The organism is Streptomyces sp. 7N604, from assembly GCF_052245475.1.
Classification (GTDB): Bacteria; Actinomycetota; Actinomycetes; order Streptomycetales; family Streptomycetaceae; genus Streptomyces.
This window is the reverse complement of record NZ_JBQQBX010000018.1, coordinates 36,625-56,297: the sequence shown is the minus strand read 5'-3', so window position 1 is coordinate 56,297 and position 19,673 is coordinate 36,625. Positions and strand designations below refer to the sequence as shown.

General features: G+C 72.9%; 17 protein-coding genes and 1 riboswitch. Of the genes, 4 read left to right on the top strand and 13 right to left on the bottom strand.

Features of this window, described 5'->3' with window-relative positions:
* Window positions 1–9: 9 nt before the first annotated feature.
* The 5 genes from ACTWP8_RS20580 to ACTWP8_RS20560 form a co-directional block, all read right to left on the bottom strand.
* Window positions 10–951 carry an ROK family glucokinase gene (locus tag ACTWP8_RS20580; RefSeq protein WP_443323624.1) on the bottom strand — a complete coding sequence of 314 codons (942 nt, stop codon included), beginning with the start codon at window positions 949–951 and terminating at the stop codon, window positions 10–12.
* Window positions 952–1,079: 128 nt separating this feature from the next.
* On the bottom strand, window positions 1,080–1,613 hold the full coding sequence (locus ACTWP8_RS20575) for a DUF5304 domain-containing protein (protein WP_443323623.1): 534 nt from the start codon (window positions 1,611–1,613) through the stop codon (window positions 1,080–1,082).
* Between the two features lie 61 nt (window positions 1,614–1,674).
* Window positions 1,675–3,099 carry an ArsA family ATPase gene (locus ACTWP8_RS20570; protein WP_443323622.1) on the bottom strand — a complete coding sequence of 475 codons (1,425 nt, stop codon included), beginning with the start codon at window positions 3,097–3,099 and terminating at the stop codon, window positions 1,675–1,677.
* A 2-nt stretch (window positions 3,100–3,101) separates the two neighbouring features.
* Complete coding sequence (locus ACTWP8_RS20565; protein ID WP_443323621.1) at window positions 3,102–3,551, bottom strand: SRPBCC family protein; 450 nt, start codon at window positions 3,549–3,551, stop codon at window positions 3,102–3,104.
* A gap of 145 nt (window positions 3,552–3,696) precedes the next feature.
* Window positions 3,697–4,488 carry a metallophosphoesterase family protein gene (locus tag ACTWP8_RS20560; protein ID WP_443323620.1) on the bottom strand — a complete coding sequence of 264 codons (792 nt, stop codon included), beginning with the start codon at window positions 4,486–4,488 and terminating at the stop codon, window positions 3,697–3,699.
* Window positions 4,489–4,751: 263 nt separating this feature from the next.
* Between ACTWP8_RS20560 and ACTWP8_RS20555 the strand changes: the two genes are divergently transcribed.
* Window positions 4,752–6,548 carry an AMP-dependent synthetase/ligase gene (locus ACTWP8_RS20555; RefSeq protein ID WP_443323619.1) on the top strand — a complete coding sequence of 599 codons (1,797 nt, stop codon included), beginning with the start codon at window positions 4,752–4,754 and terminating at the stop codon, window positions 6,546–6,548.
* Window positions 6,549–6,647: 99 nt separating this feature from the next.
* Here ACTWP8_RS20555 and ACTWP8_RS20550 read toward each other — a convergent pair whose 3' ends face one another.
* The gene (locus ACTWP8_RS20550) at window positions 6,648–7,790 is read right to left on the bottom strand and encodes a glycosyltransferase family 4 protein (protein WP_443323618.1); all 1,143 of its coding nucleotides are present in this window, start codon (window positions 7,788–7,790) and stop codon (window positions 6,648–6,650) included.
* A 124-nt stretch (window positions 7,791–7,914) separates the two neighbouring features.
* Here ACTWP8_RS20550 and ACTWP8_RS20545 point away from each other — a divergent pair, with 124 nt between their 5' ends.
* Window positions 7,915–9,192, top strand: a complete 1,278-nt coding sequence (locus ACTWP8_RS20545) for a glycosyltransferase 87 family protein (protein ID WP_443323711.1) — start codon at window positions 7,915–7,917, stop codon at window positions 9,190–9,192.
* 254 nt (window positions 9,193–9,446) lie between these two features.
* On the opposite strand, the gene ACTWP8_RS20540 is transcribed toward ACTWP8_RS20545, so the two are convergent.
* The 5 genes from ACTWP8_RS20540 to ACTWP8_RS20520 form a co-directional block, all read right to left on the bottom strand.
* On the bottom strand, window positions 9,447–10,754 hold the full coding sequence (locus ACTWP8_RS20540) for a hypothetical protein (protein WP_443323617.1): 1,308 nt from the start codon (window positions 10,752–10,754) through the stop codon (window positions 9,447–9,449).
* Window positions 10,755–10,893: 139 nt separating this feature from the next.
* On the bottom strand, window positions 10,894–11,934 hold the full coding sequence (locus ACTWP8_RS20535; RefSeq protein ID WP_443323616.1) for an NlpC/P60 family protein: 1,041 nt from the start codon (window positions 11,932–11,934) through the stop codon (window positions 10,894–10,896).
* Between the two features lie 238 nt (window positions 11,935–12,172).
* Entirely contained in the window at window positions 12,173–13,198 is a 1,026-nt protein-coding gene (locus ACTWP8_RS20530) for an NlpC/P60 family protein (RefSeq protein WP_443323615.1), read from the bottom strand.
* A gap of 271 nt (window positions 13,199–13,469) precedes the next feature.
* Window positions 13,470–14,834 carry an NYN domain-containing protein gene (locus ACTWP8_RS20525; protein ID WP_443323614.1) on the bottom strand — a complete coding sequence of 455 codons (1,365 nt, stop codon included), beginning with the start codon at window positions 14,832–14,834 and terminating at the stop codon, window positions 13,470–13,472.
* Between the two features lie 18 nt (window positions 14,835–14,852).
* Window positions 14,853–15,092, bottom strand: a complete 240-nt coding sequence (locus tag ACTWP8_RS20520; RefSeq protein WP_443323613.1) for a hypothetical protein — start codon at window positions 15,090–15,092, stop codon at window positions 14,853–14,855.
* A 291-nt stretch (window positions 15,093–15,383) separates the two neighbouring features.
* Here ACTWP8_RS20520 and ACTWP8_RS20515 point away from each other — a divergent pair, with 291 nt between their 5' ends.
* On the top strand, window positions 15,384–16,124 hold the full coding sequence (locus tag ACTWP8_RS20515) for a rhomboid family intramembrane serine protease (RefSeq protein ID WP_443323612.1): 741 nt from the start codon (window positions 15,384–15,386) through the stop codon (window positions 16,122–16,124).
* A complete protein-coding gene (locus ACTWP8_RS20510) occupies window positions 16,121–16,402 on the top strand; it encodes an Lrp/AsnC family transcriptional regulator (protein ID WP_443323611.1) in 282 nt (93 codons plus the stop codon). Before ACTWP8_RS20515 ends, ACTWP8_RS20510 begins: the two co-directional genes overlap by 4 nt.
* 301 nt (window positions 16,403–16,703) lie before the next feature.
* On the opposite strand, the gene ACTWP8_RS20505 is transcribed toward ACTWP8_RS20510, so the two are convergent.
* Both ACTWP8_RS20505 and trpD read right to left on the bottom strand, forming a co-directional pair.
* On the bottom strand, window positions 16,704–18,143 hold the full coding sequence (locus ACTWP8_RS20505) for an aminotransferase class V-fold PLP-dependent enzyme (RefSeq protein ID WP_443323610.1): 1,440 nt from the start codon (window positions 18,141–18,143) through the stop codon (window positions 16,704–16,706).
* A 197-nt stretch (window positions 18,144–18,340) separates the two neighbouring features.
* A riboswitch (SAM riboswitch) is annotated at window positions 18,341–18,457 on the bottom strand.
* Window positions 18,458–18,599: 142 nt separating this feature from the next.
* On the bottom strand, window positions 18,600–19,667 hold the full coding sequence (gene trpD / locus ACTWP8_RS20500; RefSeq protein WP_443323609.1) for an anthranilate phosphoribosyltransferase: 1,068 nt from the start codon (window positions 19,665–19,667) through the stop codon (window positions 18,600–18,602).
* Window positions 19,668–19,673 lie beyond the last annotated feature (6 nt).

Sequence of the window (19,673 nt, the reverse complement as noted above, 5' to 3'; positions counted from 1 at the left end):
GCGGCCGCGCTATCCCTGGCGCGCCAGGTCCGCGGCGCCCACCAGTCCGGCCTTGCCGCCGAGCTGGGCGGCGAGCACCTGGGCGTGCGGCCGGTACTGGCCGCCGACCAGCCAGCGGCGGAAGGACTTGCGGATCGGGTCGAGGACGAGGTCGCCCTCGTCGGAGACGCCGCCGCCGACGATGAACGCGGACGGGTCGAAGAGGGACGCCAGGTCTGCCAGGCCCGCACCGGCCCAGCGGGCCAGCTCGCGGAAGGAGTCGACGGCCACCGGGTCACCCTTGCGGGCGGCCTCGCTGACGTGCTTGCCCTCGATACCGGCGGCGGTGCCGTCGCCGAGGCCGAAAAGGATCGTGGCGTTCTCGGGGGTCGCCTGGGCCCGCTGCCGTGCGTACCGGACGAGGGCCCGCCCGGACGCGTACTGCTCCCAGCAGCCCTGGCTGCCGCAGCCGCACAGGAGGCCGTCGGGCACGACCCGGATGTGGCCGAACTCGCCCGCGACGCCGAAGCGTCCGCGGCGCAGCTTGTTGCCGATGATGATCCCGCCGCCGAGGCCGGTGCCGAGGGTGATGCAGATGACGTCGTCGTGGCCCTGCCCGGCGCCGAACTTGTACTCGCCCCAGGCGGCGGCGTTGGCGTCGTTCTCGACGACGACCGGGAGGCCGACGCGCTGCTCGACCTTGTCCTTGAGCGCCTCGTGACGCCAGTTGATGTTGGGCGCGAAGAGCACGGTCGCGCGCTTGTCGTCCACGTAGCCCGCGGCGCCGATGCCGACGGCCTCGACCTGGTGGCCGGTGCTGACCGTGCGCACCGCGTCCGCGATGGCGTCGACGACACCTTCGGGCGTGGGCGGAGTCGGTACCTGGCACGTCTCGAGAATCGAGCCCTCTTCGTCGACCACGCCGGCCGCGATCTTCGTGCCGCCGATGTCGACGCCGATGGTGAGTCCCATGTGTCCCTCAGTTATTCGGTCGAACCCCGCTGCGACCAACCGTACCGGAGGGCACTCGGTGCACGGTCCTGGACGGATCAGTCGGGGATCGGCCGGGGACCAGTCGGGATCAGTCGGGATGGCCGGGATCAGTCGAGATCGATGCGCTCGGTGCCGGAGGGGCCGTCCGGGCCGTCCGGGCCGTCGGAACGGCCGGGGCCCTTGGAACGGCCGGGTCCGCTGGGACCGTTGGGGCCTTTGGGGTCGTCGAGGTCGTCCGGGTCGCGGAAACCGTCCGCGCCGCGGATCCAGCGGCGCTCCTGGCCCTCGACGGCCGCCCGGTAGGCGGCGAGCAGCTCCGACCCCGCCGCGGCGAGGTGGTCGAAGACCTCCGGATTGCGCTCGACGACCGGCTCCACGGCGGCCTTGGCCTGGGCGAGCAGCTGCTGTACGGCTCCCGCGGCGCTGGACCCGGCGAGCGGGACCTGGATCGAGGAGAGCTTGTCGGCGACCGCGTCCGCCAGCTTGCGCAGCTCCTCGGCGGCGCTGCCGGGGTGCGGTCCGTGCTGCGCGCGGCGGCGCGCCCGCTCGGCGGCGAGGTCCTCGGCGCAGGCCTTCGCCCAGGCGTCGGCGTCGGGTGCGTCGGCGGTATCGGCTGCGGGGCGCTCGGTGGCATCGCTCATGGCGGGCTCCTGCAAGTGGCTTCGGAGGTATCTCGACGTTACCCGAACAGGGGGCCGCCGTTCACCGGCCGTGCGGCGTGCGGGGCCACAGGGCGGGATCGGGCGTGAAGCGGATCCGCAGCTCGCCGTCCGCCAGGGCCGCGCCGGAGACGGAACAGCGGCGCAGCGCGGAAGGCAGCGGCATGATGCGGCGGAACGGGCCGACGGTGAGGACGAGTTCGTCGCCGCGCCGTACGAGGTCGAGCTCGTCCCGCTCGGCACAGGGCAGCGGCAGCCGCCACACGAGCACGCCCTCGGCCGCGAGCCGGTCCTCGACGGTACGGGGGTCGTGCCGGGGGCCATCGGGCCGGTCGAGCTCGTCGGCGAGCCCGTGGCCCTCGACCAGTCCTGCGGCGCCGCGGTCGTCGTCGAGCATGGTGGAACCGGCCCGCTCGATCAGCTCTGCCAGGTCGTCGTGGCCGCGCGGGTCCCGGCCTATGTGCGGCAGCTCACAGAAGGTGGTCGCGGCGGCCACGTCCTCGTACAGGGCCTTCAGCGCACCCTGCTGGCGGCCGGACACGGCGGCCAGCCAGGGGTCGGTGGAGCCGGTGGGCAGCAGCCGGTTGGCGACGACGGCGTCCGGGGTCATGCCGTGCAGCGCGAGTCCGGCGCGGGCGGCGCGCAGCGTGGCGGCCGCGGCCCGGCCGGGTTCGAGGACGAGCCGGACGCTCGTCGCGTCCGAGTCCAGCAGAGACTGCGCGGCGGCGAGTTCGCGCTCGCAGCGGTCCGCGGTCTCGTACAGCCACTGCGCCGGCAGGGGCAGCCCGGCGAGCTGCGCGAGTACAGGGCGCAGCGCGCGGGCGGCCTGCCGCTCGGGCGGCAGCAGCCGGCGGAGGTAGCGGCGCAGCTGCTCCGGCAGCGCGAGCAGGGCGACTGCCTCCGGGACCGGCGGCAGGTCGACGATCACGACATCCCAGGCCGTGGGGGCGGCCTCGGCGCCCACGCGCGCGTGCGGCTCGCCGGTGTGCCCGGCCGGTGCGCCCGCGGCGGACTCGTGGAGGGTCTTCAGGGCGTACAGCAGGGCGAGTTGCGGGGCGCCGGGAAGCTCGGTGAGCTCATCGCGGTCCAGGGGGCGGGCGCCGAGCAGGTCGAGTGCGGCGGAGCAGCGCTGCTGGAGCGCGAGGAGTTCGGTGCGGAAGTGCTCACCGGAGTCGATACGGGCGGCCCACAGCCCCGGCGCCGCCTCGACCGGTGGGGTCCAGGGCGCGGGCGGTATGGCCGCACCCGGGCGCCGGTCCGCGAGGTCGCGCGGCTGCGCGGGGATACGGCCACTGGCCCCGCGCCGCGGCCGCGGCGCGGGCAGGCCGAGGGCGGCCTCCAGCGTGCCGAGGCGGTCGGTGGTGAGCAGCAGCGTGCGGCGGCCGCCGCGGGCCGTGGCGAGGGCGGTCGCCGCTGCGACCGTGGTGCGCCCGGCACCGCCCGCCCCGGTGACCAGTACCGTCCGCACGCTCAGGCCTGGGTCTCGCTCTCGACCCGCTTCTTCAGACCCGCCAGCGCCCGGTCGATGATGACCTTCTCCGCCTTGCGCTTGATCATGCCCAGCATCGGGATCTTGACGTCCACGGTCAGCTGGTACGTGACCTCGGTACGGGCGCCGCCCGCCACCGGCGCCAGGCTGTAGGAGCCGTCGAGGGCGCGCAGCATCTGGGACTTGACCAGGGACCAGCTCACGTCGTTCTCGCCGGTCCAGGTGTACGCCAGCGTGTGGTCGTCCTTGATCGCACCGGCGTCGAGCAGCAGCCGGACCTGCTCAGCCCGCCCCTGCGCGTCCTTGGACAGGACCTCGGCCTCCTTGACCTCGCCCGTCCACTCGGGATAGCGGTCGAAGTCGGCGATGACCGACATCACCTCGGCGGGTGCCGCGTCGATCGTGATGCTCGAGCTCGTGTGTTCCGCCATCGCGGGGGCTCCTCCACTACGGTCCGGTCCGCGGCCTGTCTGCCTGCCGGTTGCCTGCCGGTGAAGGCTACCGCGCGCAGGTCGGAGCACGGAGCACACCCTCCGTCACCATTTCCGGCCGTTCCCACTCGAGGGCCCACGGCCTTCACCACTCGAGGGCCCACGGCCTTCCCGTCGCGGCGAAGTGACCCACGTTCACGCACTCGGTGGACCCGATCCGCATCCGGCGGGCCAGCGGCTGGTGGACGTGCCCGAACAGGGCGTAGCGCGGCCGGGTCGTGCGGATCGCGTCCAGCAGCGCGGAGCTGCCGCGTTCGAAGCGCCGCGCCACCGTGTCGTAGCAGAGCTCGGGGACATCGGGCGGGATGTGCGTGCAGAGGACGTCCACCGCCCCGAGCGCGGCGATCTTCTCGGCGTACGTGTCGTCGTCGATCTCGTACGGGGTGCGCATCGGCGAGTGGAGCCCGCCGCCGACGAAACCGAAGACGCGGCCGCCGATCTCCGCCCGCTCGCCGTCGAGGACGGTGGTCCCGGGGCGCGCGTACTCGGGCCATAGGTGCGGGATATCGACATTGCCGTAGGTGGCATACGTCGGTTGCGGGAAGGCGGCGAACAGTTCTGCGTACTGTTTGCGGACCGCCGTTTCGATGGCTTTCGCGCGGTCGAAGTCCCCCTCCCCCGAGGCACGGGCGGCTATGCCGGCCCACAGGCGGGCACCGAACTCGCGGGCCTCCTCGAAGCGCCGGGCGGTGCGCAGCTCGACGATGCGATCGGCGTTCTCGACTCCGAAGAGGGCGGGGAAGATGCCGCGCGAGTGGTCGGCGTAGTCGAGGAAGAGCACCAGGTCACCGAGGCAGACCAGGGCGTCGGCGCCGTCCCCCGCCCTGGCGAGGTCACGGCTGTTCCCGTGCACGTCGCTCACCACATGGACTCGCATGGCCAGACCCTACGCCGTGCGCAGACGCGCCGGGGAGACCGCCCCCACCTGCGGTTACTTCCGCGTCACCATTGGCCTGGACTACCCTGCCCGAGCCACCCACCGCGGTATGTGACGCATGAAACATCTGGCCGGAAACCCCTATCGGGAACTACATACCGATGGGTAACGTCCGGGCCGTCCACCCCCCTGCCCACCATGGACCGCAGCCGGCGCAGCACCCCACAACGACGTGGCGCCGGCGGCTAAGAGGAGCAGCAGTCTTGCGCGAGTTCAGCCTTCCGGCCCTGTATGAGGTCCCCGCGGACGGCAACCTGACGGACCTGATCCGCCGCAATGCCGCGCAGCATCCCGACGTCCCGGTCGTCGCCCGCAAGCGAGGCGACCGCTGGGAGGACGTGACTGCCACCGCCTTCCTGGCCGAGGTCCGCGAGGCCGCCAGAGGCCTGATCGCGGCCGGTGTGCAGCCCGGCGACCGGGTGGGCCTGATGTCGCGCACCCGCTACGAGTGGACGCTGCTGGACTTCGCCGTGTGGAGCGCCGGGGCGGTCACCGTGCCGGTGTACGAGACCAGTTCGCCGGAGCAGATCGCCTGGATTCTCGGCGACTCGGGCGCGGTCGGCTGTCTGGCCGAGACCGCGGGCCACGAAGCGGCGATCGAGTCGGTGCGCGACCGGCTGCCCGATCTGAAGAATGTCTGGCAGATCGAGAGCGGTGGCGTCGAGCGGCTGCGCACCGAGGGCGCGGGCATCTCCGACGCCGAGGTCGACGAGCGCAGCGCGCTGGCGAACGCCGACTCCCCCGCGACGATCGTCTACACCTCGGGCACCACAGGCCGCCCCAAGGGCTGCGTGCTGACCCACCGCAACTTCTTCGCCGAGTGCGGCAACGTGGTCGAGCGGCTGCGCCCGCTGTTCCGCACCGGCGACTCGTCCGTACTGCTCTTCCTCCCGGTCGCGCACGTCTTCGGGCGGCTGGTCGAGGTGGCGTGCGCCCTGGCGCCGATCAAGATCGGGCACGTCGCCGACATCAAGAACCTCACCGACGAACTCGCCGCCTTCCGGCCGACGATGGTGCTCGGCGTACCGCGCGTCTTCGAGAAGGTCTACAACTCGGCCCGCGCCAAAGCGCAGGCCGACGGCAAGGGCAAGATCTTCGACAAGGCGGCGGACACCGCCATCGAGTACAGCCGCGCCCTGGACACCCCGGCCGGACCAACGCTCGGCCTGAAGTTCAAGCACAAGGTCTTCGACCGGCTGGTCTACAGCAAGCTGCGGGCGGTGCTCGGCGGCCGGGCCGCGCACGCCATCTCGGGCGGTGCCCCGCTCGGCGAGCGCCTCGGCCACTTCTACCGGGGCATCGGCTTCACGGTGCTCGAGGGATACGGACTGACCGAGTCCTGTGCCGCGAGCGCCTTCAACCCGTGGGACCGGCAGAAGATCGGCACGGTGGGCCAGCCGCTGCCGGGCTCGGTGGTACGGATCGCCGACGACGGCGAGGTGCTGCTGCACGGCGAGCACCTCTTCACGGGCTACTGGAACAACGACGCCGCGACCGCCGAGTCGCTGTCCGACGGCTGGTTCCACACCGGCGACATCGGCACGCTCGACGAGGACGGCTACCTCGCGATCACCGGCCGTAAGAAGGAGATCATCGTGACCGCGGGCGGCAAGAACGTCGCCCCGGCCGTGATCGAGGACCGGATCCGGGCGCACGCGCTGATCGCCGAGTGCATCGTGGTCGGCGACGGGCGGCCGTTCGTGGGCGCGCTGGTCACGCTGGACGAGGAGTTCCTGCCGCGCTGGGCGGAGGAGCACGGGAAGCCCGCCGGGGCGACGGTCGCCGAGCTGCGGACCGACCCGGATCTGCTGGCCGCGGTGCAGCAGGCGGTGGACGACGGCAACGCGGCGGTGTCGAAGGCGGAGTCGGTGCGCAAGTTCCGTGTCCTGCCCGCCCAGTTCACGGAGGAGTCCGGCCACATCACGCCGTCGCTGAAGCTCAAGCGGAACGTGGTGGCGAAGGACTACGCGGACGAGATCGAGGCGATCTACGCGTCCTGACCGGAGGTCGTCCCATCCCTCCGTCCTTTCAAGGGCGGAGGGATGGGACATCTCCGCGCCGAAGAGGCGGGGCGGTACGGTCCAAAGGAGCGGTACGGACTACAGGAGCACGGCGAGCCGGTCCGCGAGCAGGTCCCAGCGCCAGCGCTCCTCGACCCACGCGCGGCCGCGCTCGCCCATGCGGCGGCGCAGTCCGGGGTCCTGGAGGAGCGCGACGATCCGCTCGGCCGCGTCGTCGGCCGAACCGCCCCGCACCACCCACCCCGTCTCGCCGTCGAGCACCGCGTCCGGCGCGCCTCCCGAGTCACCGGCCACGACTGGCAGCCCGGTCGCCGACGCCTCCAGGTAAACGATGCCCAGGCCCTCGACGTCGAGACCGCCGCGGCGGGTACGGCACGGCATCGCGAAGACGTCCCCCGCACCGAAGTGCGCGGGCAACTCCTCCCATGGGACCGCGCCGGTGAAGCGTACGGATCCGGCCACGCCCGTCGCGGCGGCCAGCTTCTCCAGGTCCCGGCGGTACGGCCCGCCGCCGACGACGAGCAGGACGGCGTCCGGAACCGCCGCGAGAATGCGTGGCATCGCCTGGATCAGGGTGTCCTGCCCCTTGCGCGGCACGAGCCGCGAGACACAGACGACGACCGGGCGGTCGGCGAGCCCGAGCCCGGCCCGTACCTCCTCGCCACCCGACGCGGGGTGGAAGGTCTTCTCGTCGACACCGGGCGGGAGTTGGACCATCCGCCCGGCGGCCTGCGGCGTGAGGGCCGCGGCGATCCGCGAGCGGGTGTACTCGCCCAGATACGTGATGGTGTCCGTGCCCTCGCCGATCCGCCGCAGCAGCTGCCGCGAGCCGGGCAGCTGCGCCCACCCGGCCTCGTGCCCGTGCGTGGTCGCGACCAGCCGCCGCGCGCCCGCCCTGCGCAGCGCCGGGGCCATCAGCCCGAGCGGTGCCGCGGCCCCGAACCAGACCGCGGAGCAGCCGTGCTCGCGCAGCAGCTCCGTCGCGCGCCTGGTCACCCGCGGGGTGGGCAGCAGCATGGTCGTGCGGTCACGCACCACCGTGAAGGGCTGCTCGGCGTCGAAGCGCGCGGTGGCCTCGAGGCCCTCCTGGTCCCGCTTCCAGGTGGAGGCGTAGACGACGATCTGCGCCGGGTCGAGGTGCAGCGCGATGTTGTGCAGGAACGCCTGGATGCCGCCCGGCCGGGGCGGAAAGTCGTTCGTCACGATCAGGGTCTTGTCCATCGCCTGCCGACAGTAGCGGGTCACCGCGGGTCGCCCGCCCGCGGCCCGGGTCGTACGCCATGATGCAGCACGAGCACGGCAGATCGCGACAGAACGGGACGAGGGCACCATGGACCAGGCCACCATGGAGCGGACGACGGTGACTCCGGGCGCGCGGCGGTCCCTCGTCCTGGCGGTCGCTGTCTGGGCGGTGACCCGGGCGGTGCTACTGCTGTGCGTGTTCAAGGTGCTGGTGCTGCCGGGTCCCGACGTCACCAGCGACATCTCGGTGATCTACCAGGGCTGGTACGAGGTGCTCAGCGCCGGCGCCTTTCCGGTGGACGACGTGGCCTGGCAGTACCCGCCCGCGGCTGCCCTGCCGGTCCTCTCCCCCGGCCTGCTGCCCTTTCTCGACTACCCCTCGGCCTTCTACGTCCTGGCGTGGCTGGCCGACGCGGCGGTCCTCGTGCTGCTGCTGCGGGCCGGCCGGGCTCCGGGGCGGCAACTCACCGGCGCCTGGGTCTGGGTGGCCGGAGTGCCCCTGCTGGGCCCCACCGCGTACGCCCGTTACGACGTGATGGTGGCGGTGGTGGCGGTGGCCGCGCTGCTGGTGCTGCGGCGCCGCCCGCGCGCGGCAGGGATGCTCGCGGCCTTCGGCGCGCTCCTGAAGGTCTGGCCGGCTCTGCTTCTGGTGGGCACCCCGCGCGGCCGCTCCACGCGCGCGTGCTGGACCGCCGGCGCGGTCACGGCCGCCACCGCCGCCACGCTCTTCGCCGCGGGGATGCCGGGCGCTCACGCCTTCCTCACGGCGCAGCGCGACCGCGGGACGGAGGTCGAGTCCCTGGGCGCGCTGGTCTTCCACGGGGCGCGGCACTTCGGCTGGGAGGGCCAGGTGGTCCTCAACTACGGCTCGATGGAGTTCATCGGCCCGTACGTGACCGAGGTGAGCCGGGTCGCGCTCGCCCTGAGCGCCCTCGCCGTCGGCTGGCTGCTGCTGTGGCGGGTGCGGGCCGCGGAGTTCGGACCGGGCACGCCCTGCGACGCGGCGTTCGCTGCCGTGCTGCTCTTCACGACGACGAGCCGGGTCCTCAGCCCGCAGTACATGGTCTGGCTGCTGTGTCTCGCAGCGGTGTGCCTGACGCTGCGGGGCAGCCGACAGGTGCTTCCGGCCGTACTCGTCCTCGCGGCGACGGCGGCCACGCTGCTGGAGTTCCCCATCCGGTTCGCGGACGTGGTGGCGAGCACCCCGTTCGGCGTCGCGCTGCTGGCGCTCCGCAACGGGCTGCTGGCCGCCGCGACCCTGGTGTCCTGCCGCCGCCTCTGGCACGACACGGTGACGGCCCCGCGCCGCGCCGCAGCCGCCGCGGAGGCGGAAGTCCCGCGCCCGTCCCCGGGCGCGTCCTCGGAGCGGCTGCCCCATTGACGCCCCTCAAAGGTGTGGGCAGTCGTTCCGCTGGGGCGGAACGGGTGGGCACACCCGACCCGCACACGGCGACGGCGCCTCACCCTGCTGGGGCGTCCCCGCAGGGCTGGGGGCACCTCCCAGCAGTAGCTGGGGAGAACGAACACTTCGGGGGCGCACGGCCCGCGAAGTTCCCGTTTCGTTCGCGGCTTCAGGCCGGTGGCCGGTTTGTGCCCACCCGTTCCGCCGCGCGGAACGCATGCCCACAAACCGCGTCAGCTCACAGAACCCAGCTGCTCGGCGGCGTAGGCACGCCACCGAGCCGTGAACTCGCCCAGGCCGACGCCCAGCACCTCGCGCAGAGCGCGATCCGCCGCGCCGTCGCGCGCCTCCTGCGCGCCGGCGGCCCGGTAGAGCTGCCTGAGCCGGGCCTCGCCCCACCGATCGGCGACCATACGGCAGGCCAGCCAGCCCCCTTCGTACGCCACCGCCAGCCGGTTCCCGCCGCCGCCGAAGCCGAAGTCCGCGTCGCGCGGCAGTTCCCGGGGCAGCCGTCCCGCCGCCGCCTCGCGGCTCAGCTCGGACGCGATCTCCCGAGCCGTACGGCCCGTTCCGCGGTATCCGGCCCAGTCGGCGAAGCCCTCGGACAGCCACAGCGGGGTGGCCGACGAGGTGGCGGCCCTCGTCGCCACGTGTGCCGTCTCGTGCGTCAGCACTACGCGCCGCCCCGTCTCACCGAGAACGCCGTACGCCTCGGGGTTGACGATCACGCGGTCCGCGGGCACGCGCCCGGCTCCGCCCGCCTCCCCCGTGGTGACCGCCGCGATCCCCCGGTACCCGGCCGCGGGCGCGCCCAGCAGCTCGCCCATCCCCTTGAGCGACCCTGGTACGAACACCACCACACGCCCGGCCCAGCGGCCCCGCCAGGCGTCGTCCACGGCCGGCACGGCCCGGTCCGCGGTCCGTGCGATCTCCCGCAGCCGCCGCACGTCCTGGCCGGTTCCGAGCACCAGGCTGCGGCTGCCGCGGACGACCGCGACCTCGCCCTGGTCCCACAGCTGGCGGGCCGCGACGGTGCCGTCAGGGGAGCGCGGATCCTCGGCGGCGACGTACCAGCGGCCGTCCCGCTGAGTGACGGTCAGCCGCTGGACCGACTCCACGGGCGTGGTGTCGTAGCCCTCGAGGCGGTAGCGCAGCCGGACTTCGGCGGCGATCCGGCGCCCCTCGCCCGCCGCGGGCTCGAATCCGCCGGTGCGGACCAGCCGGTACTGCCAGCCGCCGAGCGGCACGTCGGCGAGGTTCCGGAAGACCCTGAGCTGCTCGTCGCGGTAGCCGGTCGCACGGGGGTCGGCGGCGGCGAGGAAGCCCTCCGCGTCGCGGTCCAGGAGCGCGTCCGCCCGCCGGTCCAGCATCCGCTGGATGGCCAGGCCGGTGGTGCCGGAGCCGGTGGAGGGCCCGCCGGTACGGCCACAGCCGGCGAGGGCTGCCGTACCGCAGAGCAGAGCGAGGACCAGCGCCAGACACAGCACGGCCCGCCGCCTCGCCCCGCTCACTCCGCTCACCCCGCCCGCACGCCCAGCCACGCCGTCGATCGTACGAGCCCCGCGGGGCAGGACCGGATACGGGCCGGACCGAATGAAGACAGGACCGGATACGGATCGGACGCGATACGGACCGGACGCCATACGGACCGGACGCGATACGCACCGGGGCCGGGAGCGGTCAGATGCGGGTCACCGTGGCGCCGGGGATCATGCCCACCGGGTCGTAGCGCACCCGCGCGCCCGGGTAAGGCGCGTGCACGACCTGGCCGTTGCCCACGTACATACCGACATGGCTGGCGTCGGAGCGGTAGGTGACCAGGTCCCCGGGCCGGGCCTGGCTCAGCGGCACCTGCCTCCCGGCGTGGCGCTGCCCCTGCGAGGTGCGCGGGATGGCCACCCCGGCCTGGGCGTACGACCAGTAGGTCAGGCCCGAGCAGTCGAAGCCGCCGGGCCCGGCCATGCCCCAGACGTACGGGGAGCCGACCGCGCGCCGGGCGGCCGCCACCGCCGCCGCGGACCGCGAGGACGAGGGCGCCAGGTCGTCCCAGAGCCCGGCCAGGGCCGCGTCGGCGCGCCCGCCGGACCGCGAGGCCCTCGTATACGCCGCCCGCTGCTCGGGGGTCAGGGAGTTGAGCATGTCTCGCGCGCCGGCGAGCCTGCGCTCCACGGTCTTCTTGCGGCGGGCGAGGTCGGCGCGGCTGCGCGCGAGTTCGGCGAGGGTCCGCCTGGCCTCCTCCTGCTGCTGCCGCAGGGAGCGCTGAGCCTCCTGGAGGGCGCGCAGCCGCCCGGCCTGGCGGTTGCCGATCCGGTCGAGCGTGGACGCCTTGTCGAGATAGCCCTCCGGGTCGGAGGAGAGGAGCAGGGCGAGGGCGGGGTCGAGGCCGCCGGAGCGGTACTGGGCTCCGGCGAGGGTGGCGAGTCCGTCGCGCATGCGGTTGACCCGCTCCTGGCCGCGGGCCACCCGGTCACGGAGCCGCTCGACCTGCCCGCGCAGCAGGTCGTGGTGCTCGTTCGCCGCGTTGAACCGCTCGGTGGCCCGCTCCGCCTCCTCGTACAGCCGGTCCGCCTTCGACTTCACGTCGGTCGGGGTGTCGCGCGGGTCCGCGTCGGCGGATGCCGCGGAGAGCGCGGCCGCGGCCGTGGCCGCGGCGGCGGACAGGACGGAGACCCGGGTCGTCCGGTCGAAGCCGGACCGTGGGGGACGGCGATGGGACGCCACTGGAGGCCGCACTCCCTTCCGCTGGTGGGCCCCGCCGCCCGGTGGGCTTCAACTGGGACCGACGACTGCGGGCAGAGAGTATCCGCATGATCGCGGAGCGTCCAAAGCGGTTGGGGCGTACGAAAAGTGACGCCCCGCCGGAGACGCAGGTCACTGGCGGGGCGTGAAGGCGCGGGAGGTGCCGCAATTCCCCCGGATGGGCGGTATGCCGGGGTTTACGGGGCCCGGTGTCCGGTCGTCAGACGCGGACGCCGAACTGGAACGGCATGTTGTTGATCGACTCGTAGCGCACGGTGGCACCGGGCTTGGGGGCGTGCAGGATCTGGCCGTTGCCCGCGTAGAGGCCGACGTGGTGCAGGTCGCCGTAGAAGAACACGAGGTCGCCGGGGGAGAGCTCGCCCTGCCCGAGCCGGGTGCCGATGTTGGCCTGGGACTGCGAGGTCCGGGGTATGGAGACACCGGCCTGCGAGTAGGCCCACGAGGTGAGGCCGGAGCAGTCGAAGGAGTTCGGGCCCGTGGCGCCCCAGACGTACGGGGAGCCGATCTTGGACTTGGCGGCACTGAAGGCGGCGGCGGCGCGCTGCGAGGCGGAGGCGTCACTCCCGAGGTCCGCGCGCTGGCTCGCGCGGTTGGCGCGCTCGGCCTCCGCGGCCGCGAGAGCCGCGCGCTCCTTGGCCGTCAGGGAGTTGAGGAGAGACTGGGCCTTGGAGAGCTTGCCCTGGATCTCCTTCTTCTTGTCACCGAGTGCCTTACGGGTCTCGGCGAGCTCGTCGAGCTTCTCGGCGGCCTCCTGGCGCTGCTGCTGGAGCGAGCGCTGCTTGTCCGCGATCTTGCGAAGCGCCTCGGCCTGCTTGGTGCTCAGCTGGTCGAGGGTGGACGCCTTGTCGAGGTAGCTGTCCGGGTCGGAGGACAGGAGCAGTTGCACGGACGGGTCGATGCCGCCGGTGCGGTACTGCGCCGTGGCCATCGAACCCAGGCCGTTGCGCAGCTCATTGAGCTCGTCCTGGCCGCGGGCCACCTTGTCCTGCAGCTCGCCGACCTGCTCCTCGAGCTGGTCCTGCTTCTCCTTGGCCCCGTTGAACTTCTCGGTGGCGTGCTCCGCCTCCTCGTAGAGCTTGTCGACCTTGGCCTTGACCTCGCTCTTGGTCGGCTTCGGGTCGGCCTGCGCGGCCTGGGAGGTGAGCGCGACAGCTGCGGCGGCGGTCGCGGTGAGCACGGACACGCGGGTGCGGCTTGGCTGCTTGGGTCGACGGTGGGACGCCACGGGGGCGAGCTCCTTCTTCCTCAGCCGCCTGCCGGGTGGTGTTGGGGGGTTGAGCGGCCCCGGACTCGGCGGTTCCTCCGCTGACATCCCGGATGGACGATCAACCGCGCGGAGGGTCGAGCCCAGACCTTAGTGACCTTCCTGTGATCGGTTCAAATCCTCATCGGAAAAAAGTCCGTCACGCAGTGCATTCTTTACACAGATCACACTGGCAGTAGCGAGCACCTGACGCACCGCTGGGGTCAATTCGGGCAATGAGCTCAGGAGTTACTCAGGTGCGCGAAAGCCGCTTCAGCAGCAGAGCGGACGCGACCGGGCGGGCGCCCGCGCGCGCCACCCCGTCCGCCACCTCCCGGTCGGTGGAGACCACCACGACCGGCCGGCCGGGCGGCTCCGCCCGTACGAGCCTGCGGATCAACTCATCGGCGGTTTGCCCCGGTTTGCTGAACAGCACCCGAACTCCGCGCGGTGGCGCGAGCAGTACCGGCGCCGCCAGTTCCGCTCCGTCGAAGACACACGTCATCTCGGCGCCGGTCTGGGCCGCGAGCACCGCGAGCCCGCCCAGCAGCCGCAGCCGCTGCTTCTCCAGCGGCATCGTCGGATAGCCGGTCTTGGTGACGTTGTAGCCGTCCACCACCAGATGGGCCTGGGGCAGCGCGAGCAGCTGGTCGAGCAGCGCCGGGTCGGTCTCCGACAGTGCGCGGCTGGCGATGTCCTTCGGCGTCATCCGGCCCGGCTCGACCGCGTCCACGGTGTCGGCGGGGTGCATCGAGGCGGGCGGCAGCGCCAGCTCGCGCCGCAGCCCCTGCGCCGCGTCCAGCACCGTGTCCAGCAGCAGCCGCACCCGCATGTCCTCGACGCTGCGGCCCTCCCGTGCGGCCCGGCGGCTCGCCTCGAGCGCCGCCTCCGTCTCGGAGAGACGCGCCCGCAGCCGCCGCGCCTCGGTCTCGGCTGCGCCCTTCTCCGCCGCGGCGGCGTCCCGTACGGCGTCCAGCTGGGCCGCGGCCTTCCGCAGCGCCGCCTCGCCGCGCCGAACGTCGTTCTCCGCGCTGCGCAGCTTGCGGTGCAGCCGGTCGGCCTCCTTGCGGGCCGCCTCCAGCTCCGTACGCATCCGCTCGGTCTCGCCGCGGGCCGCCGAGCGCGCCTCGGTCAGCTCGGCGCGCAGCCGCTGCAACTCGCGCGCCGCGTCCTCCTCGGCCCGCTCGGCCTGCGCGCGCTGCGCCTCCTCGCCCGCGGCGGCGACCAGCTTGACCCAGCCGACCGGGCGCAGCACGTACGCCGCGGCCGCCACGTCCAGCGGATCAGCGGCGGCGGGCGGCGAACCCGCGTCCAGGGCCTCGGCGAGCTCCGGCTGCGCCTCGCGGACCCGCTCGCCGATCCGCTGCCGGAAGAGGGTGTGGCTCTCCAGCGCCGCCGCCATCGCGTTGCCCGCGAACTTGGCCCGCCGGGTGGGGGTGAAGCGGGCGTACTGCCGCAACTGGGGCGGGAGTTCCGCCATGGTGAGGCCGCCGAAGGCATCCGCGACGAGCGCGATCACCCTCCGCCGTACGCCCTCGGGCAGGGGGTGGTCGAGCACCTCGGCGGCACCGGCGGCCTCTGCGGCCTCTCCGGCGCGGCCTTCGCTACGCTCCACCACCTGTCACCCCTGACGTTCTCAGGCGCTCGCGCCCGGGCGGTCCACCAGCTCGATCTGGTCCACCGCGTTGCACCAGCGGCAGCGCACCGATTCGATGGTCTCACTGACGACGTCGCGCTCCTCGACCTTCGGCTCTCCGGCGAGGTCGAGGTGGACGTACTCGACAGCCTTGGTCGTACGAGTCACGTCGAAACGCGTCAGGTTGCCGCACAGGGTGCAGCGCCATCGGGTGTCGGCCGTCGTCTGGGGAACGCCCATGGTGCCGTCCTTGTGGGTTCTTGGTTTCCGGGTGTTTTCCGTAACCCTACGACCTGGCAGGGAGGCGGTGCCGGGGCCGGGCGGCCAACGGTGGCACGGCGGGGCACTCTGGGCAGGTTGGTCCGGTTACGCCATGCTCTGTTCATGATCCGTAAGGTGATCGCGAGGGCAAGGCCGGGGACGCGGCCAAGGACGGCGGCGGGAGCAGGGCCGGGGGCAGGGACGGAGGCGGGGACGGGGACGGGGACGGGGGCAGGTCGAGGGTCCCGGGTGTCCTCGTACAGGCCGCTGGTGACCTACACCCTGATCGGCCTGTGCTTCCTGATCTTCGCCGCGGGGCCGGCCTCCGGCCTCAGTCCGGCGTACGGCACAGGCACCGAGCTGCTGGCGGCGCAGGCCGCCCATTTCGAGCGGTGGGGCGTCATCCCGGACGATCTGCTCGCGGGCTCCCCCCGGGCTTTTCTCACCCCGCTGACCGCGCTCTTCGTCCACGGCAGCTGGCTGCACCTGCTGGGCAACCTGCTCTTCCTGTTCGTCTTCGGCGGGATGGCGGAGGAGCGGATGGGGAGGGTCGAGTTCGCGCTCTTCTACCTCGCGACCGGGTATCTGGCACTGGTCGCGTTCGCGGCGGCCCACCCGGGCTCCGTTCAGACCCTGGTCGGAGCCTCCGGCGCGATCTCGGGGGTGCTGGGCGCCTTCCTCTACGTGCTGCCGACGGCCAGAGTGACCAGTCTCTTCCCGTTCCTCTTCTTCCTCCCGCTGCGCTTCCCCGCATGGATGGTGCTGATCTTCTGGTTCGTGCTCCAGTGGCTCGCCGCGCGCACCCCCGCGACCCGGCCCGGGGTGGCCTATCTGGCGCACCTGGTCGGCTTCTGTCTCGGCTTCTTCTACGCGTGGGCGCGCTATCGGGGCGGTGAGGGGGGCGGCCGGAGTGGGCGGTGGAGGCGTGGGGCTTGGAGGCGTGGGGCCGGGGGGCCTGGGGCTAGAGTGAGCAGCGCAGCCAGGGCGACCGAGGGAGACAGCCAGCCGTGATCACCGCGATCGTGCTCATCAAGACCAGCGTGGACCGGATCCCCGAGATCGCCGAGACGATCGCCGCCCTGGAGAGCGTGAGCGAGGTCTACTCGGTCACGGGGACGTACGACCTGGTGGCCATGGTCCGGGTGGCCCAGCACGACGACCTCGCGGATGTCATCCCCGGGAAGATCAGCAAGATCCCGGGTGTGGAGGCCACCGACACGCATGTGGCCTTCCGTACGTACTCCCAGCACGACCTGGAGGCGGCCTTCGCGATCGGCCTCGACGCGTAGCGCCCTCCCGGCCGGCCTTCGAAATGACGGTTGCGGCTGTTCTGGCACCGCCGGTCCGCTGTTTCGGCACCGCCGGTCCGCGCCCGGGTGGTCACCCGCCGCGGCGGCGGATTGTTCCTTCTCGCCGTGGTCGGGCCCAGCGCCGCCGCCTGCGGATGCGCCGAGCGCGCGGCGCGGCATGCGAACGGTCGCGCCGCAGGCGCGCCATTCATTCCCGCCGCAGCGGCGAGGAACCACCGGGACGCGGACCGGTGGTGCCGAAACAGCCGCAACCGTCTTCCTGCGAAGACCGCCGGAGGCGCTACGCGTCGCGGTCCGGGACGCAACGACCGTCCTCAGTACGGTAGTTCCACCGGGCGCCGTCGCGGACTAGCTCCTTCACGGCGCGGATGAAGCGCTCGATGTGCTCGTCCGGGGTCCCCGCGCCGAAGCTCACCCGGATCGCGTTCAGGGACCTCTCCCCCGGCGCGGCTTCCGGGGTACCGCACTCGCCCGGCTCGTCGGACCGGCCGCCGAGCAGAGTCCTGACGAGCGGGTGGGCGCAGAAGAGCCCGTCCCGCACACCGATGCCGTACTCGGCCGAGAGCGCGGCGGCGAAGTGTGAACTGTTCCAGCCCTCGACCACGAAGGAGATGACGCCGACCCGGGGCGCTTCGTCGCCGAACAGCGACAGGACCTTCACCTCGGGGACGTCCGCCAGGCCCTCGCGCACCCGGGCGACGAGCCGCTGCTCGCGGGCGACGAGCGCCTCGAAGCCCTCCTCCGTGAGCGCCTTGCAGGCCGCGGCGATGGCATAGACGCCGATGACATTGGGCGAACCGGCCTCGTGCCGCGCCGCCGTGGTGTGCCACTCCACGTCGACGCCGCCGTCCGTGCGCCGCGTGACCTTGCGGCTGGCGCCCCCGCCCGCAAGGTACGGCTCGGCGCCCTGCAGCCAGTCTGCGCGCCCGGCGAGCACACCGGAGCCGAAGGGTGCGTACAGCTTGTGCCCGGAGAAGGCCACCCAGTCCACGTCCAACTCCGCGATGTCCACGGGGTGGTGGGGAGCCAGCTGCGCCGCGTCGAGCACGATGCGCGCACCGTGGGCATGAGCGGCGGCGGCCAGCTCCCGTACGGGCCACAGCTCGCCGGTGACATTGGACGCGCCCGTGACGCACACCAGCGCCGGGCCGTACGGCTCGCGTTCGGCGAGGGTCCGCTCGAGGGTCTCCACGGCCTCGCGGGGTGTGCGCGGCGCGTCGAGGAAGTCGGCCTCGACGCCCGGGGCCTGCTGCCAGGGCAGGAGCGAGGCGTGGTGTTCGGTCTCGAAGACGAACACCCGGGTGTTCTTCGGGAGTACGGAGGCCAGCAGGTTGAGGGAGTCGGTCGTCGAGCGGGTGAAGACGACCTGGTCCCCCTCGCGGCAGCCGAGGAACTCGGCGACCGCGGCCCGGCTGTTCTCGAAGAGGTCGGTGGACAGCTGCGAGAGATATCCGGCACCGCGGTGGACGCTGCCGTAGTACGGCGCGTATGCGGCCACGTCGTCCCAGACGCGCTGCAGGGCGGGCGCGCTCGCCGCGTAGTCGAGGGCGGCGTACGTCACTTCGCCGCCCGTGACCAGCGGGACGAGGACGTCCCGCCCGAGCACGGGCAGCGGAGCGCCCGCGCCGGGCGCGCCACAGTCGGCATCGGCGGCATCGGCGGCATGGGCGGCATGGGCGGCATGGGCGGCGGTGGTAGCGGCAGCAGGGCGCACGGACATGACGGAATCTCCCGAAGGGACGGCGAAATGGCTGAGAAGAACGCACGCATCACGCCTCGCACCGAGTGCGGAGCGCACGGAATGTGCCTCGACGTACGGACGTCACCGCACGGAGCCTGTGAGAAACGGGCCGTGGGCCCTAGCGCATTCGCTGATTCACGGAAGAACTCCCTCGAGGACCAGGATCCCTGGCGAGGGATCCGCGCTTGCCGCAGACCTCGCTGCCTACGGCCTGGTCATCACCCGGGGCACCCCGCCACGGACGGAGGGTTGCCGGACAGCGGGCCGGGGCCGTATCGCTGTCGCTCGTGACCTGGCAGCAGTATGCCAGCTGATCACTTACGGGCAACTCCGTGTCCGCATAGCGGGACAGACGCACGGCTGCAACGACCGGCGGGTGCGGGGACCGGTCCAAGCCGGTCCCCGCACCCGCAGGTCGTCGCCGAGAAGAGCGGTCTATCCGTTGCTGGCGCCGACCCAGCGCTCCAGCGTGCGGCGGGCCGCACCGGAGTCGATCGACTCGGCGGCTCGCTTCATGCCGGCGGCGATCTGCTCCGCCAGCGGCGCGTCCGCGGGCCTGAGGGCCACCAGAGCCGCCGCCGAGTTGAGCAGCACCGCATCCCGTACGGGCCCGGTCTCGCCCGCCAGGAGCCGTCGTGCGACATCCGCGTTGTACGAGGCGTCGGCGCCGCGCAGGGCCTCGACCGGCACGAGCTCGAGCCCGACGTCCCGCGGGTCGAAGGCCTCCTGCCGTACGGTCCCGTCCCGCACCACCCACACCTGCGAGGTGGCGGTGGTCGTCAGCTCGTCCAGGCCGTCGTCCCCCCGGAAGATCAGCGCCGAGGAGCCGCGCTCGGCCAGCACGCCCGCCATGATGGGCGCCATGCGCGCGTCGGCGACCCCGGTGGCCTGGGCCCGCACCCTCGCCGGGTTGGTCAGCGGCCCGAGGAAGTTGAAGGTGGTGGCGATCCCCAGCTCGCGCCGCGCGGGTGCCGCATGCCGCAGCGCGGGGTGGAACTTCACCGCGAAGCAGAAGGTGATGCCGGCCTCCTCGGCGACCTCGACCACCCGCTGCGGCGAGAGGTCCAGGTTGACGCCCAGCTTCTCCAGTACGTCGGAGGCCCCGCTCGCCGACGAGGCGGCGCGGTTGCCGTGCTTGACGACCTTCGCGCCCGTCCCGGCGACGACGATCGCCGACATCGTGGAGATGTTCACGGTCTTCGCCCGGTCACCTCCGGTGCCGACGATGTCCACGCTCGGCCCCGGCACCTCGATGACATTGGCGTGGGCGTACATGGTCCGTACGAGACCCGTGACCTCCTCCACCGTCTCACCCTTGGCACGCAGCGCGACCGCGAAGCCCGCGACCTGCGCGTCCGTCGCCTCGCCCCGCATGATGCGCTCCATGGCCCAAGCCGTGTCGTCGGCGCTCAGGTCGTTGCCCGCCAGCAGCGAGCCGAAGACATCCGGCCAGGTGCGGGCCGCCGCGCCGGTGTCGTCCGCGCCGGGGGTCACAACGTCCATGGTCCG

Bases quoted from the DNA above. Each gene is read 5' to 3' on its own strand.
- ACTWP8_RS20565 (WP_443323621.1), bottom strand. From the start codon at position 3,551: ATGGCGGAACACACGAGCTCGAGCATCACGATCGACGCGGCACCCGCC.
- ACTWP8_RS20545 (WP_443323711.1), top strand. From the start codon at position 7,915: ATGGAGCGGACGACGGTGACTCCGGGCGCGCGGCGGTCCCTCGTCCTG.
- ACTWP8_RS20560 (WP_443323620.1), bottom strand. From the start codon at position 4,488: ATGCGAGTCCATGTGGTGAGCGACGTGCACGGGAACAGCCGTGACCTC.
- trpD (WP_443323609.1), bottom strand. From the start codon at position 19,667: ATGGACGTTGTGACCCCCGGCGCGGACGACACCGGCGCGGCGGCCCGC.
- ACTWP8_RS20520 (WP_443323613.1), bottom strand. From the start codon at position 15,092: ATGGGCGTTCCCCAGACGACGGCCGACACCCGATGGCGCTGCACCCTG.
- ACTWP8_RS20580 (WP_443323624.1), bottom strand. From the start codon at position 951: ATGGGACTCACCATCGGCGTCGACATCGGCGGCACGAAGATCGCGGCC.
- ACTWP8_RS20550 (WP_443323618.1), bottom strand. From the start codon at position 7,790: ATGGACAAGACCCTGATCGTGACGAACGACTTTCCGCCCCGGCCGGGC.
- ACTWP8_RS20505 (WP_443323610.1), bottom strand. From the start codon at position 18,143: ATGTCCGTGCGCCCTGCTGCCGCTACCACCGCCGCCCATGCCGCCCAT.
- ACTWP8_RS20575 (WP_443323623.1), bottom strand. From the start codon at position 1,613: ATGAGCGATGCCACCGAGCGCCCCGCAGCCGATACCGCCGACGCACCC.